This window comes from Parvularculales bacterium (assembly GCA_036881865.1).
Lineage (GTDB): Bacteria > Pseudomonadota > Alphaproteobacteria > JAPOUT01 > JBAJNM01 > JBAJNM01.
This window is the reverse complement of record JBAJNM010000050.1, coordinates 1-15,083: the sequence shown is the minus strand read 5'-3', so window position 1 is coordinate 15,083 and position 15,083 is coordinate 1. Positions and strand designations below refer to the sequence as shown.

Annotated in this window: 16 protein-coding genes and 1 tRNA gene; 15 read left to right on the top strand and 2 right to left on the bottom strand. The window is 51.7% G+C overall.

Features of this window, described 5'->3' with window-relative positions; genetic code table 11:
* Positions 1-505: 505 nt before the first annotated feature.
* A complete protein-coding gene (locus V6Z81_09185; GenBank protein MEG9862635.1) occupies positions 506-1,936 on the top strand; it encodes a porin in 1,431 nt (476 codons plus the stop codon).
* A gap of 229 nt (positions 1,937-2,165) precedes the next feature.
* A complete protein-coding gene (locus V6Z81_09180) occupies positions 2,166-3,596 on the top strand; it encodes a porin (protein ID MEG9862634.1) in 1,431 nt (476 codons plus the stop codon).
* A 129-nt stretch (positions 3,597-3,725) separates the two neighbouring features.
* Here the strand turns inward: V6Z81_09180 and V6Z81_09175 are convergent, their stop codons facing one another.
* Entirely contained in the window at positions 3,726-4,658 is a 933-nt protein-coding gene (locus V6Z81_09175) for a HupE/UreJ family protein (protein ID MEG9862633.1), read from the bottom strand.
* Complete coding sequence (gene cobD / locus V6Z81_09170; protein MEG9862632.1) at positions 4,655-5,704, bottom strand: threonine-phosphate decarboxylase CobD; 1,050 nt, start codon at positions 5,702-5,704, stop codon at positions 4,655-4,657. The genes V6Z81_09175 and cobD overlap by 4 nt, the downstream gene beginning before the upstream one ends.
* A 157-nt stretch (positions 5,705-5,861) precedes the next feature.
* Here cobD and V6Z81_09165 point away from each other — a divergent pair, with 157 nt between their 5' ends.
* The 13 genes from V6Z81_09165 (at position 5,862) to V6Z81_09105 (ending at position 14,792) form a co-directional block, all read left to right on the top strand.
* A complete protein-coding gene (locus tag V6Z81_09165) occupies positions 5,862-6,560 on the top strand; it encodes a histidine phosphotransferase family protein (protein ID MEG9862631.1) in 699 nt (232 codons plus the stop codon).
* A gap of 118 nt (positions 6,561-6,678) precedes the next feature.
* On the top strand, positions 6,679-7,164 hold the full coding sequence (locus V6Z81_09160; protein ID MEG9862630.1) for a YajQ family cyclic di-GMP-binding protein: 486 nt from the start codon (positions 6,679-6,681) through the stop codon (positions 7,162-7,164).
* A gap of 118 nt (positions 7,165-7,282) precedes the next feature.
* Positions 7,283-8,422, top strand: a complete 1,140-nt coding sequence (mnmA, locus tag V6Z81_09155; GenBank protein MEG9862629.1) for a tRNA 2-thiouridine(34) synthase MnmA — start codon at positions 7,283-7,285, stop codon at positions 8,420-8,422.
* A 131-nt stretch (positions 8,423-8,553) separates the two neighbouring features.
* On the top strand, positions 8,554-8,883 hold the full coding sequence (locus V6Z81_09150) for a hypothetical protein (GenBank protein MEG9862628.1): 330 nt from the start codon (positions 8,554-8,556) through the stop codon (positions 8,881-8,883).
* Between the two features lie 48 nt (positions 8,884-8,931).
* A complete protein-coding gene (locus tag V6Z81_09145) occupies positions 8,932-9,219 on the top strand; it encodes a hypothetical protein (GenBank protein MEG9862627.1) in 288 nt (95 codons plus the stop codon).
* Between the two features lie 49 nt (positions 9,220-9,268).
* The gene (locus tag V6Z81_09140) at positions 9,269-9,529 is read left to right on the top strand and encodes a hypothetical protein (GenBank protein ID MEG9862626.1); all 261 of its coding nucleotides are present in this window, start codon (positions 9,269-9,271) and stop codon (positions 9,527-9,529) included.
* Positions 9,530-9,627: 98 nt separating this feature from the next.
* Positions 9,628-10,011 carry a hypothetical protein gene (locus tag V6Z81_09135; protein ID MEG9862625.1) on the top strand — a complete coding sequence of 128 codons (384 nt, stop codon included), beginning with the start codon at positions 9,628-9,630 and terminating at the stop codon, positions 10,009-10,011.
* A 137-nt stretch (positions 10,012-10,148) separates the two neighbouring features.
* Entirely contained in the window at positions 10,149-10,460 is a 312-nt protein-coding gene (locus tag V6Z81_09130; GenBank protein ID MEG9862624.1) for a hypothetical protein, read from the top strand.
* Between the two features lie 4 nt (positions 10,461-10,464).
* Positions 10,465-11,082 carry an NAD(P)H-binding protein gene (locus V6Z81_09125; protein ID MEG9862623.1) on the top strand — a complete coding sequence of 206 codons (618 nt, stop codon included), beginning with the start codon at positions 10,465-10,467 and terminating at the stop codon, positions 11,080-11,082.
* A 101-nt stretch (positions 11,083-11,183) separates the two neighbouring features.
* The gene (locus V6Z81_09120; GenBank protein MEG9862622.1) at positions 11,184-12,284 is read left to right on the top strand and encodes a hypothetical protein; all 1,101 of its coding nucleotides are present in this window, start codon (positions 11,184-11,186) and stop codon (positions 12,282-12,284) included.
* A 103-nt stretch (positions 12,285-12,387) separates the two neighbouring features.
* Positions 12,388-12,464 (top strand) — tRNA-Met (locus V6Z81_09115).
* A 408-nt stretch (positions 12,465-12,872) separates the two neighbouring features.
* Positions 12,873-13,004, top strand: coding sequence for a hypothetical protein (locus V6Z81_09110; protein MEG9862621.1), 132 nt, complete (start codon positions 12,873-12,875; stop codon positions 13,002-13,004).
* Between the two features lie 540 nt (positions 13,005-13,544).
* Positions 13,545-14,792, top strand: a complete 1,248-nt coding sequence (locus tag V6Z81_09105) for an alpha/beta fold hydrolase (GenBank protein MEG9862620.1) — start codon at positions 13,545-13,547, stop codon at positions 14,790-14,792.
* The last annotated feature ends 291 nt before the right edge of the window (positions 14,793-15,083 follow it).

Here is a 15,083-nt window from a genome sequence, read left to right as displayed (position 1 = left end):
GGGGGACGAGCAAAACTCCTTCCTGCAGTTTGGAGGCGGTTATGCCCTTGGACGCGGGGTTGACATCGGTGTCGAGTATCAACTCATTGAAGATGACAATGGTGACAACACGAACGAGACCAGAAATCTGAAGTCCTCTTCGGCGGGTGTCGTTATGAATATCTCCTTCTAAAACGGCACTCCGGAAACGACAGAGTCGCAAAGATCTTTTTCAAGGGAGACCTCCTGAACTTGCCGTATTTTAGGGGATTTTGTATAGTCCGGCGGAGAATCGCTATTAGAATCTCCGGCCGGAAACCTGCCGGATCGGGTGAAACATTCTATCTTACGGGTTAACGGGCCGATATTATGCTAAATATGCCGATATTACCGGGGTGAGGTGGTTTTTTTGGGTAGCGCTTATCAGGCAGGGGTGATAAAAGGAACCGAACCTCAAACATCAATTAGCCCAAGAAGTCACAAAAACTAAGAAGACTAACAAGTCAAAAAAGAAGGAATAACCAAAATGAAAAAGATGCTTTTAGGCAGTACGGCACTGGCAACCGCAGGTTTGGTCGCGGCTCCGGCAGTGGCATCAGAACTGTCCATCAGGATTAGTGGATATATGAACAGTGGCTTCTATATTACGGATGCAGACGACAGGGAGATAGATGCATTTGAACTGCAGGCCAATACAGGAATGGCCAGTCTGGACACTCTTAACCGACAGCACCCGCTTAATAAGGACAAAGTGGCCCCGGAGACCTTCATATTTGCCGCCTGCGAAACGGGTTACACGGGGCAGACCAATCCCTTGATGGCGGACGAATTCAAACGCTGTAAGAATGACACGGATATGACCTTAGTCGATCCAACTAGGGTTTTAGACACCGATGGAAATCCGGTCGCCGCTGACAATGATGACCCCTTATATTTCACCCAGACGGCACTTCCGTCAAGAGACGAATATTCCCAGAGTCAGGTCAAACTGGGCAGCGGACGTATTGTCGTTGACGCCGATGCCCGCCTTGAAAACGGCATGCAGGTCGGCGGACGGGTTCGCATTGAAGCCTTCGGTGAAGACGAGGCCAGCGAGATCATTGACGAACATTACGTGTATGTGAACGGCGGGTTCGGGCGCATCGTTTTTGGTGCCAAGAACGGGGCTGCCTATCAGATGCACTATTCATCCCCCTGGTTTGTCCCGGGCAATGGTGTCGACTCACCAAACTTTTACAACATAAGCCGGACCAGCGTGCGCACCAACACGTACGCGAAGATGTCAGACGATGCCATCAAACTCACCTACTTTACACCCCGGTTCGGCGGGTTCCAGTTGGGGGCGTCCTACACGCCCAACAACCGTGACGAAGACGGGCTGGGTAACGGCTTTAATCTGGAAACAACGGAAGCAACAGGTAGCAAGGGCTTAGAGAACATCATTGATGTCGGTGTCAACTATGTACGGCGCTTTGAAGCTCAAGGGTATTATCCTTTTGATGTTGCCCTGAGCGCCGGCTATGAGAGCGGCTCCTCAAACATGCTCGGATCGGACGACCCGCTTAACTGGACTGTCGGCGGTGCTCTTGAGTGGAGAACATTCACCCTTGGCGGTGCCTATTACTACGGCGAGAATCTGGACAACACGCCGAACACCAACGGTCGTGAGACAAGCGCATGGACCGCCGGTGTGGCCTGGAATAGCGGTCCGTATAGACTCGGCGTGGCCTATCTTGTGGCAGAAGAAGAAGGCGGCAAGAAGTCCAATGGAATCACTCCTATGGGAACCGAGGAAAACTCCTTCCTGCAGTTTGGTGGCGGTTATACCCTTGGACGCGGTGTTGACCTCGGTCTTGATGTTCAACTCATTGAAGACGACAGTGGTGGCAACGCTGACGAGAAGAACAGGGTTCTGGAGTCCACTTCAGTCGGTGTTATCCTGGACATTTCGTTCTAAAAAGACGCTCCAAAGCGACATTCTGAAACGAGCGAGTCATAAAGATCTTTTTCAGGGGAGAACTCTCTGATAAGAGGACCGGAAAGAGACTAAAAAGGGCAGATTCCTGTGGAGCACTATGCAATGCTTCGGAATTTGCCCTTTTTTATAACATTTCGTATGTTTCCCTCGCCTGATCGGGAAATTACAAAGGCCAAAAGAGACTAACAAGTCAAAAAAGAGGCCAAAAATGAAAAAGATGCTTTTAGGCAGTACGGCACTGGCAACCGCAGGTTTGGCCGTGGCTCCGGCAGTGGCATCAGAACTGTCCATCAGGATTAGTGGATACATGAACAGTGGCTTCTATATTACGGATGCAGACGACAGAGAGATAAGGGCATCCTACGACCTGCGAACCAATACAGAAATGGCCAGTCTGAACACTCTTAACCGACTGCACCCGCTTAATCAGGACAAAGCGGCCCCGGGGACCTTCATTTTTGCCGCCACCTGCGATACAGGCACTCTGACAATACGCGATGAGATGGCGGTATGTTTTACGGCGGGAGACTCAGCCGCTAATCCTCCGACCATGGATACCTTGCACCCAGGCCCGACCCCAGACTTGATGACCCCCGCTACCGATAACGCCACCGTCTATTTCACCCAGAAAGAAGGAACGGCAACATCAACAGATGAATACTCCCAGACCCAGGTCAAACTGGGCAGCGGACATATTGTCATTGACGCAGACGGGCGCCTTGAAAACGGCATGTACATCGGTGGACGGGTTCGCCTTGAAGCCTTCGGTGAAGAGACGGCCGGTGAGATTATTGACGAGCATTACTTCTATATGAGCGGTGAGTTCGGACGCATCGTTCTGGGCGCTAAGGATGGAGCGGCCTATCAGATGCACTATTCATCGCCGTGGTTTGTACCGGGCAATGGTGTGGACTCACCTAACTTTTACAATATAGGCCGGACCAGCGTACGCACTAACACATACGCGCAGATGTCAGACGATGCCGTCAAGATTACCTACTTTACACCCCTCATGGGAGGGTTTCAGCTGGGGACTTCCTATACACCAAACAACCGCGACAAAAACGGACTGGGTAACGGCTTTGGTCTAACGACAGACGGAACAGATATGAAAGGAGTAGAGAATATCGTTGACTTCGGTGCCAACTATACGCGGGACATCAAGTTTTGGGGATACCAGAGTTTAAGACTTGGCCTCAGTGCCGGTTGGGAAGCCGGCTCCACCAATGTTACCGGAGCGGAAGACCCCATTAACTGGAGCATCGGTGGTTCACTCAGGTGGAGAACATTCGTCTTTGGCGGCGCCTATTACTACGGTGAGAATCTGGATAACACGCAGCAAACCAGCGAGCGTGAGACCACCGCATGGACCGCCGGTGTTTCATGGACTCACGGTCCATGGCGTGTCGGGGCGGCCTACTTACAAGCAACAGAAGAAGGGGGCATGAAGACTGACGGTGACGCTCTGGGGAATGAGGAAAACTCATTCCTGCAAATTGGCGGCGGATATGGCCCTGGACGCGGAGTTTCCGTTGGTGTTGATGTTCAATTCATTGGAGATGACAACGGCGGCACTATGAATGAGACCAGAGTGCTGAAATCCACTTCAGCCGGCGTCGTTATGAACATTTCGTTCTAATTGAGATTATTATATACCCGGAAGCTGAGACACGGACACCCTGGGGAGAGTCAGGACGAGCGCCTGTGAGTCAAAATTTAGATAAACTTCAGAGTGCTACGCGATACTCTTTATCAACTCCGGATATATTTATAGGGGGAGAGATTGGGATAAAAATACAACCCCCGCTCCCATGGCAACACCGCCTCCGCCCCTAAACCAACGCGACCCGCCTGCCGGAAGGGCACCCCCAAACCGGACCACCTCCTGAATACCCAAAGCCATGGCTAATTGAACGAGCACCAGTCCGGCCAGATAGGCCGCCATAGGTGCCGGCTCCGCGCCTATAACAGCAGTGCCAAAAGCATATCCGTGACAAAGACCGGCCAGCACAAAAAGAGAGGCCAGCACACCAAGGGACAGATCCTTGCCCCATAGCAGTAAAATGCCTACCGCAACAAGAGATACGCTAACGCCAATTTCAGCGGTGGAGAGCAGTCCCTCAACCTCCACCGAAGCGTGGGCGGCTACACCAGCCATGCCGGCCAGAATAAAAACCGAAGGCAAAAGAAACCGGTAAGGCGTGAGCAAGGCCAGCAAACCTGCCGCTACAATAAACACCAAATGATCTAACCCAATAACCGGATGAGCCAATCCTGACAAGAGGCCGTCACCCAACGTTGCAGGAGTTTCATACCCCATTGCATGATGGGCTAAAGCGGGGGTTTGCCCGAAATCCATAACAATAAAGGCTGCTACCGCACCACAGGCCAAAACTCCCAACTTCCGAAGAAACCGGTAGGATGTGAGCAGGGCCAGCAAACCCGCCGCTACAATAAACACCAAATGATTTAACCCAATAACCGGATGAGCCAATCCTGACAAGAGGCCATCACCCAACGTTGCAGGAGTTTCATACCCCATTGCATGGTGGGCTAAGGCGGGGGTTTGCCCGAAATCCATAATAATAAGGGCCGCTACCGCACCGCAGGCCAAAACTCCCAACTTCCCAAACAAATCAATCACAATGCTCTCCTCCTCATTTATCTGCCGTATTTTCTGCCACAATGGGCTAGGTGTCATTGATGCCATGCTTCCAGAGCTTTGACAAGGCGCTCCAGACCGGGCGCATGGGGAAGTAAGCCAATACGCAACCAGTGCGGCCAATGCTCAAAGCGACGTGTTAAAATTCCCCGGTGAGCCAAATGCTCATGGAGGTCCTTCGCAGTTTGCCCACCGTTTTGGCCTCCGTTATCAACATTAATGAGTTGAAAAAACCGCGTTGCCCCAACACAGTGAAACCCCATCCTGCGGAGGGCAGCGGCCAGTTTGTCAGATTCCCGGCAAAGCCGCCGGTTGGTTTCCTCAATCCAGCGCTTATCGGCAAGCGCCCGGCACCCTATAGCCACGGCAGGCCCGCTTACGGCCCATGGACCAAGAATGCCCCGAAGGGACTCTGCAAGCCCTTTATGCGTCAGTGCAAAACCCAGCCGCAATCCCCCAAGCCCAAAAAACTTTCCAAAAGAACGCAAAACACACAAGCCCGGCTGACCGGCACCGGAGGCACAACTCAAAGCCGTATCACCGTCCGCAAAGGCTTCATCCACCACCAACATACCGCCACGGTCGGCCTGTCTATCCGCAAGAGATAATAAATACTGCGGTTCAAAAAGCCGCCCGTCAGGATTATTGGGATTGACCACAATAATCACATCATAAGAGTCAGCCTCCTCCGGAGAGTTCACCTCACACACCTTATGACCCGCCCGCCGCCAGCAGGCCGCATGTTCTTCATAAGTGGGGGCCACCACAGCCACCTCTGCCAGATTTTCACCGGGCAAGTCCAAATAAGGCAGGCACTGAATGAGCGCCTGTGCACCGGGGGCCGCTACCACACAAGCTTTAGGGGAAATGCCATAACAGGCGGCTGCGGCGACCTCAAGACGGCACCGGGCGGCGGTCTCCGGCAAAGATGTAAGCCCCATATCCGATAATGTCCCTGCCCTCTCTACGGGCCAAGGCCATGGATTAAGCCCTGTTGACAGATCAATCCAGCCCTCTGCCTGAGGCCCATAGCGCACCATGGCCTGCTCCAACGCACCACCGTGAAAAAGTTCCAATTCAGCCACAAACTCCCTGCCCCCGCGTTTAACTCATTATCAACTAATACGGCCCACCCTTAGAAAATTTAGTCTACTATGCAGAGGATGCTATGACCCACCACAGGTTGACACTTTGCAGACTAGCACCGTGTAAGAATTTTTTTAACGCCTAAGGAGGTGGTTTATGACTAAAGGTACAGTTTCCCCTAACCGCTCCGATCCCCCTGAAAGCCCCTCTGGTCCTGACGTGGATTTAGCCGCTTTGTTATGCAGCCGGTTGTGTCATGACATCATCAGCCCCCTTGGGGCTATCGCCAACGGGCTGGAAATGCTGGAGGAGAAAGAAGACGAGGAAACCCGTGACATGGCCATGGCGCTCATTCGGAAAAGCACGGACAGAGCGCTTACTATTCTGCAATTTGCCCGTCTTGCGTTTGGGGCGGGCAGTTCTGCCGGACAATCTATCAGGCTTGACCGGATACGCACCCTCGTTGAGCCACTCATCAAACCCGGACGCATAACGCTGGACTGGCAAGCAATCGCCCACAATTCTACAGACAAAACCATAGACGGGTCTTCCATTGACAAAAATTACGCCAAACTTTTGCTGAATATAATTCCCCTCGTAGGGGTAACCATTCCTCGGGGGGGTGAGATTACCATCACCCTTACAGGCGATGAAAGCCGGCCGGATATACGCCTTGACGCCCGCGGCCCGGATGCCCGTCTGCCGGACAACATCATAACGCCAATGAGTTCCGAAACACCCCAGATAGACACCCGCAACATACAGGCCGTTCTCTCGGTTGCTCTCGCCCACAAACTGGGGCGGCAACTGAAATGGGATCAGCACAGTGATAGCGTAACACTTCATGTACTCTAGTGTAATCCTGTAAACCCAATACGTAGCAAACAGCAGTAAGCGGAAGCCCGGCACCTTTGCATGGGATTTACCCCTATGTTAAGATTCGATGAAACGTCAATGAAGGAGAACGTGCATCATGCCGTCTTTTGATATTGTTTCCAAAGTTGATATAGCGGAGGTAGACAATGCTATCGCCAACATGCGCCGTGAAATGGAGCATCGTTACGATTTCAAAAATGCTAAATGCACCGTAGAGCGCAAAGATAGCGTTATCACGCTGGAAGCCGATGATGATATGAAATTGCGACAGATGCACGAATTGCTGAACGGCCACGTATCGCGACGCGGCATGGAAGCCGGTGTTCTTGATTATCAAAAACCCGAAAAAGCGGCCGGACAGTCAATGCGTCAGACAATTAAGCTTCGGGAGGGGATAGATAAAGAATTAGCCCGCCGCCTAGTCAAAGAAATCAAATCCACCAAACTTAAAGTCCAGCCAGCCATCATGGGAGATGAGGTAAGAGTAACCGGAAAAAAGCGTGACGACCTCCAAGCAGCCATGGAAACCATAAAAGACTTAGGCTTAGACCAGCCCTTTCAATACGTTAACTTTCGGGATTAGTCATTGCCATATTTATGGCATCCGAGCACGCAATTGTATCTAACACAGATTATTCCTGCCAAAATTTTCCTGAGTAATTATTTCTGAGCAGGTCACCATAACCCTAAAGAGGAACACAGTGCGCCCCAATATTACCCAGCATGTTGAAAGCCACGCGCCGGTAAAACCGCGCATGGCCATTGCCATGTCCGGCGGCGTGGACTCTTCTCTGGCGGCAGCCCTATTGGTTGAGCAGGGCTATGATGTGGTGGGGCTCACCTTGCAATTATACGATCATGGTGCAGCCGTCGCTCGCAAAGGGGCGTGTTGTGCAGGGGCCGATATTCACGATGCCCGACGGGTTGCTGCCATGCTGGATATTCCTCACTATGTGCTGGACTATCAAAACCGGTTTCGCAAAGCCGTCATGGATGATTTCGCTGACAGCTATCTTACCGGCCAAACACCGGTGCCCTGTATTCGCTGCAACGAAAAGGTTAAGTTTCGTGACCTTCTGGAAACGGCCCGTAACCTTGGAGCGCAATCTCTTGCGACCGGTCATTATATCCGCCGCCTTGAGGGCGCTCATGGGCCTGAGTTACATTGTGCGGCCGATGACAGTAAAGACCAGAGTTATTTTCTGTTTACCATAACGCCGGAGCAGCTTGATTGTCTGCGTTTTCCTTTGGGCGGATTTTCCAAACAGGAAACACGGCAAAAAGCGCGGGATCTGGGATTATCGGTTGCAGATAAGGCAGACAGTCAGGATATATGCTTTGTTCCCGGCGGTCACTATGCAGACATTATCAAGCGTCTGCGCCCTGCGGCACAACAGCCGGGCGATATTGTTCATGTGGACGGACGTCATCTTGGACGTCACGACGGCATTATTCATTTTACGGTGGGTCAGCGCCGGGGTCTCGGGGTGACGACAGGCGAGCCGCTTTATGTGGTGCGCATTGATGCCGAAACCTCCCGCGTTGTGGCAGGGCCAAAGGACGCCCTGCTAAAACGGCAGATTACACTTTCAGAGGTGAACTGGCTGGGAGATTGTGCTTTTTCGGAACTCCCCTCTTCCGGCATGACGGTACGGGTTAAGGTGCGTTCTACCCGTCCTCCGGCGGCGGCTACTCTTTTTTCTCTTCCCCACAATCAGGGACGCATTGTTCTCCATGAGGAAGAATATAGTGTTGCTCCGGGGCAGGCTTGCGTTTTCTATGACCCCACACAAAACGGTAGCCGGGTGCTCGGGGGTGGCTGGATCGTCAAGGCGCAATGAGAGGCCGCCCGTAAAATACGGGAAAAATACGGGTAAATGTTGACACAATTGCGAACCGAAGGGTTGGCACTATTAGGAAGCGGGAACGGTAGGTTGGACGGATTGCACTGCCGGCCGCGGATAGCGCCGGAATGTCCGCCACGATAGTGCCTGGGGTTGGCACATGGCGGGCGTGGCGGGGGAGAGAGAACGATCAAGGCAGAGCGGTGGCCGTGGCGAGGCTGCAGGGGCGCACCGGAGAGAGAGGGGATAATTGTGGTGAAGCGGGGATCATGGTGGAGGGGGATGGATGTGGCAGGACGGCAGGGGCGTGGCAAGGCGAGAGGCAATATACCGGGGTGGGCAATAATACCGGAAGAGGCAACAATCAACGCGGACATTATAAAATCATGGCGAACACTATAATTTTACCTGTTGTTACTCATTTTTTGTCCCTTCGGTGTTATATTTCGCTGTTGTAAGAGGCAAATCGCCGAGCGATCCGGCGCACTCTAACGAGGAGATACAAAATGAAGACTCTAATAACATTGCTTTCACCGGCGGCCTCCGGCCGAGCATCTGCGGTGACAGCAACAGCCCTTGTGGCAGCCCTGACGATGTTTTCAGGACTAGCCGTGCCCGCCCATGCCAGTGATTGTGCACCGGACAGTTTCTTTGTTACCAATCAATGGTTTTGCCCAAATGGGCCGCAGGAATCCAGAGGATTACTTGATGGACTGGACATTATCGCTCCTGCCCATGCCGGTGATGGGTTTGAGGAATGGGGTGCTACTGTCAATAGCTGGTTTGGTGAGTGAAAAGTCACCCGTCTGATTAACGACCCCGAGGAGATGGTGGTTACTTTTATTGCACCTGCTCTGCCGGTATGGACACGCCATCCCCACCACTCCGGAAAGGCCGGCGGCTCAAGGGCCGAACGCTTACGTAATACAGGCGCAGAAGGGCGTACTATTTGACGAGGGTTTTTGGAAAACGGCCACGACGGCGGATGTAGAAGCGGCTCTTGAAGGCGAGGCCGACACGGAGGCCCGTGACAGGGATGGGAAACACCCCTGTAGGAGGTGCACCCGGGGTGATCCGGATAGCCTATTTGTGACCGAGAGTTGATGAGCTTTCATGGGGGAATCTGATACTTTGGAATCTACGGATACCGTATTTCCGGATCAGAGAGCCAAGAAACCGACACTAACAAGAGGAGAAAGAACATGAAGAATTTAACAATGCTATCGGTGGCCTTTTTAGCGGCTTTTACTTTTGGAAGCCCCGCCCATGCCAGTGATTGTTCACCGGACAGTTTCTTCGTTACCAATCAATGGTTTTGCCCAAATGGCCCACAGGCATCTAACGGGCTGCTTGATGGACTGGACATTATCACTCCCGCGCAGGCCGGTGACTGGCTGGGGGAGAGCGATTGCGATCTGCTGGGCCGGTGCACGGTCGATACAGAGAGCCAATTCCGTGGGTTGTTTGAGGAAATGGATCCGAGCATTATCACCCCCGCTCAGGCCGGTGACTTCCTGTTCGGACGCGGACCCGACTATTGCTATACCGAGGATGGTGGCCACGGAAGTGCCCAGCGCTGCGAATGAGGAAACCGAATAGCGACTCATAGAACCCATGCAAAGCGGAGCTTTGCAGCTCTTCCGGAGAGGCTTTCCCGAGCAATAACAGGTTCCCTGCAATCGTGCGAGGTCGGCGGGGGTGGCCGCAGGCAGGAAGTACGGCAATGCCGATATCCTGCTACAATCATGCGTTGGAAGGCAGGGTGAACATGTTCCGGAAACAATTACCAATATGCGTAGCGTTGGTCGCGCTGACCGCCTGTGGCGGCGGGATAGGAGGACCATTGGGTGGTGGTATCTCCGGCGGCGTGACGCCACCCCCCTTGAACTCCCCGGAAACCCAAGTATGTTTGTGCCCGGAGGGCTGTAGGAGTAGTACCCGCGGAACTGTCGCCATGGGTGCCAATGCACCCGCTTCGGTAAGGCTGACCTGTGTGGGCGCCGATCCAAACCGCGAGAGTAAGTTTACGTGGTGACAAGATGAAGGAGATTATTATCTTTGGTGCTACCGGTAAGACAGGATATCTTGCCGTTCGCCATGCCGTGCAGAAAGAATATAAAGTCACCGCATTCGGAAGATCGGTCAACAAAATTGATTTTGATCAATCAGTAATAAAAATTCAGGGAGATGCCCTTAGCGAGGAGGACGTTGCAAAGGCACTATCGTCTCAGGATTGTGCCATAGTCTGTTTAGGGCCCGCAAACCTTAAAGACCAGCTTACCCTCACTAAAGGCGCTGAAAATATTGTGAGAGCCATGAAACAACACAATGTAAAGCGGGTTATTTTTATATCTGCAGCAGGCGTGGGTGAGAGTTGGAAGCAAATAGCATGGTATTCAAAATTATTTTTTAAGACCATGTTAAAAACAATTATTTCGGAACATGCAAAAGAAGAATATATTTTTAAAGAAAGCGGGCTGGACTGGACAGCCGTTCGCGCCGCTGTATTAACGAACAAAACGTCAGAGAACAGCATCACCGCTAGCAATACGTCCATGGTTAAAACAATTACCAGAGAAGGACTGGCCCGGTTTCTTATTGACCAGATCGGGTCAACAGAATTTATAAATCAGGCCATTACAGTCAGGCAGAAATAATATCTTCTGACCTGCCGGTTTGCTGTTCACCGGGAATGATATACTCGTCCGGTTGATCGAATCATAGATAGTTCCCAAAAATTATCCGGAGTCCCCTGATTATGGATAGACGTAACTTCATCAAAATTACCGGCGGGGGCATTATTGTTTCAGCCGCCGCGCTGGGGGGCGGTTTTGCCCTGACCCGCACCCCCGCACAGGCCATAGAGCCGTGGACTCTGGCGGGAGGTTATACAAACCCGCGAAAACGGGCGTTGTCACACGCGAGTCTGGCCCCTAACCCGCATAACCGGCAGCCCTGGGAGGTTGACCTCGCCACGCCGGAGCGTGTGCACCTCTACCGCGACAAGACAAAAGATCTGCCTCACACGGACCCTTTTGACCGGCAACTGACCATCGGCATGGGGTGTTTTCTGGAACTTATGACCATCGCCGCCGCAGAAGAGGGTTATGAGTGTCGTGTTACGTATTTTCCGCACGGAGAAGACGGGCCTGTCGCAGATATTCTTTTCGTTGAGGGCAGCACCGAACCTGACCCTCTGTTTCACGCCATATTGGAGCGGCGTTCCTGCAAGGAACCTTTTTCCGACCGTCCCCTGACGCCGCGTGACGTTGAGACGCTCGGTTCTTTTGGTGATGTTATCGCCGATGCGGACCGCGTCGCCCCCTTGCGTGATCTGACGGTTAAAGCGTGGGAAGTTGAATATCTCACTCCCCGCACCCTGCAGGAAAGCATTGATCTGATGCGAATAGGCAAGGCGGAGATTAACGCCAATCCTGACGGCATTGATATCGGCGGTGCCCTGATGGAGAGCCTTAATCTGGCGGGCCTTATAACCCGTGAGAAAATGATGGACCCGACATCTACGGCGTTCGCGCAGGGATGGGATTTATATCAGGCGATGCTCTCTGCCACGCCCGGCTATGTCATGCTCAAAACGCGGGGGAATACGCGGCAAGACCAGATTGATGCCGGACGGCGTTGGGCGCGGCTCAACCTGACCACCACCCAAAACGGATTATCGTTGCATCCTGTCAGTCAGGCCCTTCAGGAATATCCTGAAATGAAACCCCATTATGAAAAAATCCATCAGGATTATGCCCAAAGCGGCGAGACCATACAGATGCTGGGGCGTGTAGGATACGGGCCTTCCGTCCCCCCTTCGCCACGCTGGACGATTGATCGTAAAATCCGTAGCTAATGCCTTCAGCCAGCGCCCTCTATCAGAAAGCCGGAGGGTTATCTTGCCTGTTTTCGTTAAGGGGGTGGTGTGGTAATCTCCCTCCTTTCTTTGCACTTTGGAAGGCGGAGTAGCTCAGCCGGTTAGAGCAGCGGAATCATAATCCGCGTGTCGGGGGTTCGAGTCCCTCCTCCGCTACCATATGATTTGACCCCTATACCGCTACCATTTTCACCCTTAAAAACGCCTCAGGAGGCGCTAATAAACAGACGGTTAGAGCAGCGGAATCATAATCCGCGTGTCGGGGGTTCGTCAAATCATTCACCGGATGATTTTGACCCTCCCCTGAGTTACCCCCATCAATCGGTCCAGTTTGAAAGTTATTTTAGGTAATTATATGCTTTAGTGACCAAGAACTGTCATTTTAGCGTAGTGTTCCGCCATTAAAACGAAGTGATTATTTCAAAATTTTCTACGGTCGAAAACCGGCAGAATACTGCGGATATTCGTAAATTCCATCCACTAAAATATATAATTACCTTATTTTTCAATCTAAGAGAGATGGTACATTCGTTTTTTAACCCAATAACATCGAGAACACCCATGTCCATGAGAAACCTTTTTATCTTTGTGTTTGCAATGTTGATGCCATCTATCACTTTGGCCGATGAGGACCTGATTGAAAGTCCGGATGATGGGTGCATCAATCCGTTCTATGGAGAGGATATAGGTGCAGCATGAAGGAACCCCTTCCGGAGTGGAATGGTTAAAGGAGTACTCACCGTTTTACATGGTTTTGTCTGCAGCATTGATGGGGGTAGCTTACCATCAGCCACATTTCTCAATTTACAAATATCAAGTAGAAAGGCGGCACCTACGGAATTATTTTATTTGCAAAAAGCCTGCCGGGTCAAAGCATCCACCGGATGTTATTGGCCCTGTGGCGTCCAGCGCGGGCTAAAAGCCGGAGCACGGCTTTTAGTCTGCAAATCCTCTTACAGATGATTTGTCCGCTTGGACCGGCATGCGGATTTCCTTTTTGTACACAAAAATCCGGCATGCGGATTTCCTTTTTGTACACAAAAATCCGGCATGCGGATTTCCTTTTTATACACAAAAATCCGGCATGCGGATTTCCTTTTTATACACAAAAATCCGGCATGCGGATTTTTGGCCGCGTGAAAAACAACATGGAAAAGGTTTGGGGAGCGACGGATTTCGGTTTTTATAACGTTTAATGTTAAGAACATACATTGTGAAAACCGGCTCAGGACAGACGATATGACAAGCAAAGTGAACGGAATTGCCGGTGACATTATTGCCTGCATTTCGCCGATGAGGAAGACGATGCGATTTACACTGTTCTTTTCTATTATTGTGAGCGGCGCGCTTTCCGCCTGTTCTGCGTCTGAAACGGCGAGTACCGAGCAGTATATCCCCTCCCCCTCTCCGGTTGTCTGGCAGGGTGATGCAGGAGATGACTTTGCTACGTATCTCAATTGGGCGGGCGACAGGGTTCGGGCCTATATCAATCCTCTTTCATCAGAAACGCGTGATCTGGAGATACGTCTTTCTCTTCCTTACGAACGCGGTCCAAATGCGGAGTGCGATCTGAAAGGTTCCAAAAAGGGTGTGGTTCTGGTTCACGGATTGGGTGACACACCTACGCACATGGATAGTCTGGCCGAATTTTATGCGGAGCATTGCTTCGTCGTCCGCAATGTCCTGCTCCCCGGGCATGGGACCCGACCGGCCGACCTTATGGAGGTTAACTATGAGGATTGGGTGCAAACGGTCGAATTTACCCTTCTTGATTTGAAACAACACGTCGATCACGTCTATCTGACCGGTTTTTCGATTGGTGGCGCGGTGGTTTTACACTTAGCCGCAGCCCATCCGGATATCAGTGGTGTTGTCGCCATTGCACCGGCTTTGAAAGTCGGTTTTTCCGTTTTCACGACACCAACGGTCTGGCTCCGTAATTGGGTTGACTGGGCGGATAGTGACCCAAGAACCAGCTTTGCAAAATATGATTCCATGCCAATGAACGGTATTGCCCAAAGCGTTCTGCTCGCGGAGGCGGCCAGCCGGAAAATCTGTCAGGACGGTCTCAGGATTCCTGTGCTGATGGTGTTATCCGACGATGATAACGTCATAAATTCTTCTCATGCCAGTCGAATATTCGAGAGATGTGTCGTTTCAGATGCCAGCCGTCTGGTTATATATCAACGGCAAAAAGATGAACTCATTAAACGGGACCGTCGAATAGAGATAAATGGTCAGGTGCCAAGCGCCAATATGAGAAATTATTCTCATCGTTCTATGCACATAGCGCCAACTCATCCTGTTTTCGGGTCGCGAACAGTTAACGGTTGTGCTTTGCCGTCCGACAGTTCTGATCTGTGCGTACGGAACGACAGAGGACACGATAACGAGGCTGGATTCTTTTTTGACCGCCGCACGTATAATCCGAAATGGCAGCAGTTCGAGAGCCTGTTGGAATCATTTATCGAAGAGGCCGCTCTATAAGTTTTACTTTTACTCACCTCACCGAGGTATAATCAAAGCACGGGGACATAAAAAATCAGGAGGTCATCAAATCGTCAATCCGATCACAGTATGATTTGACCCTTCCACCGCACCCACCGGAAACCTTCCTATTGGACGCCATATTGGCATATATGGTACTTACTATTGAGGGATATAACCCAAGGAATATGATATGAGAACCAAAGCGAGGGCCTGGCTGTCGTTTCACGCTGGAGCGCTGTCGGCGATGCCGGGGTGTCTGTTATTATTATCACTCTTGCACTCCCCCCT

What these genes read in the sequence shown, in the direction of transcription:
- V6Z81_09165 (MEG9862631.1), top strand. Translation starts at nt 5,862, where the DNA reads ATGACTAAAGGTACAGTTTCCCCTAACCGCTCCGATCCCCCTGAAAGC.
- V6Z81_09150 (MEG9862628.1), top strand. Translation starts at nt 8,554, where the DNA reads ATGTCCGCCACGATAGTGCCTGGGGTTGGCACATGGCGGGCGTGGCGG.
- V6Z81_09175 (MEG9862633.1), bottom strand. Translation starts at nt 4,658, where the DNA reads ATGACACCTAGCCCATTGTGGCAGAAAATACGGCAGATAAATGAGGAG.
- V6Z81_09125 (MEG9862623.1), top strand. Translation starts at nt 10,465, where the DNA reads ATGAAGGAGATTATTATCTTTGGTGCTACCGGTAAGACAGGATATCTT.
- V6Z81_09180 (MEG9862634.1), top strand. Translation starts at nt 2,166, where the DNA reads ATGAAAAAGATGCTTTTAGGCAGTACGGCACTGGCAACCGCAGGTTTG.
- V6Z81_09185 (MEG9862635.1), top strand. Translation starts at nt 506, where the DNA reads ATGAAAAAGATGCTTTTAGGCAGTACGGCACTGGCAACCGCAGGTTTG.
- V6Z81_09160 (MEG9862630.1), top strand. Translation starts at nt 6,679, where the DNA reads ATGCCGTCTTTTGATATTGTTTCCAAAGTTGATATAGCGGAGGTAGAC.
- V6Z81_09105 (MEG9862620.1), top strand. Translation starts at nt 13,545, where the DNA reads ATGACAAGCAAAGTGAACGGAATTGCCGGTGACATTATTGCCTGCATT.
- V6Z81_09130 (MEG9862624.1), top strand. Translation starts at nt 10,149, where the DNA reads ATGCCGATATCCTGCTACAATCATGCGTTGGAAGGCAGGGTGAACATG.
- V6Z81_09145 (MEG9862627.1), top strand. Translation starts at nt 8,932, where the DNA reads ATGAAGACTCTAATAACATTGCTTTCACCGGCGGCCTCCGGCCGAGCA.
- V6Z81_09120 (MEG9862622.1), top strand. Translation starts at nt 11,184, where the DNA reads ATGGATAGACGTAACTTCATCAAAATTACCGGCGGGGGCATTATTGTT.
- V6Z81_09135 (MEG9862625.1), top strand. Translation starts at nt 9,628, where the DNA reads ATGAAGAATTTAACAATGCTATCGGTGGCCTTTTTAGCGGCTTTTACT.
- V6Z81_09110 (MEG9862621.1), top strand. Translation starts at nt 12,873, where the DNA reads ATGAGAAACCTTTTTATCTTTGTGTTTGCAATGTTGATGCCATCTATC.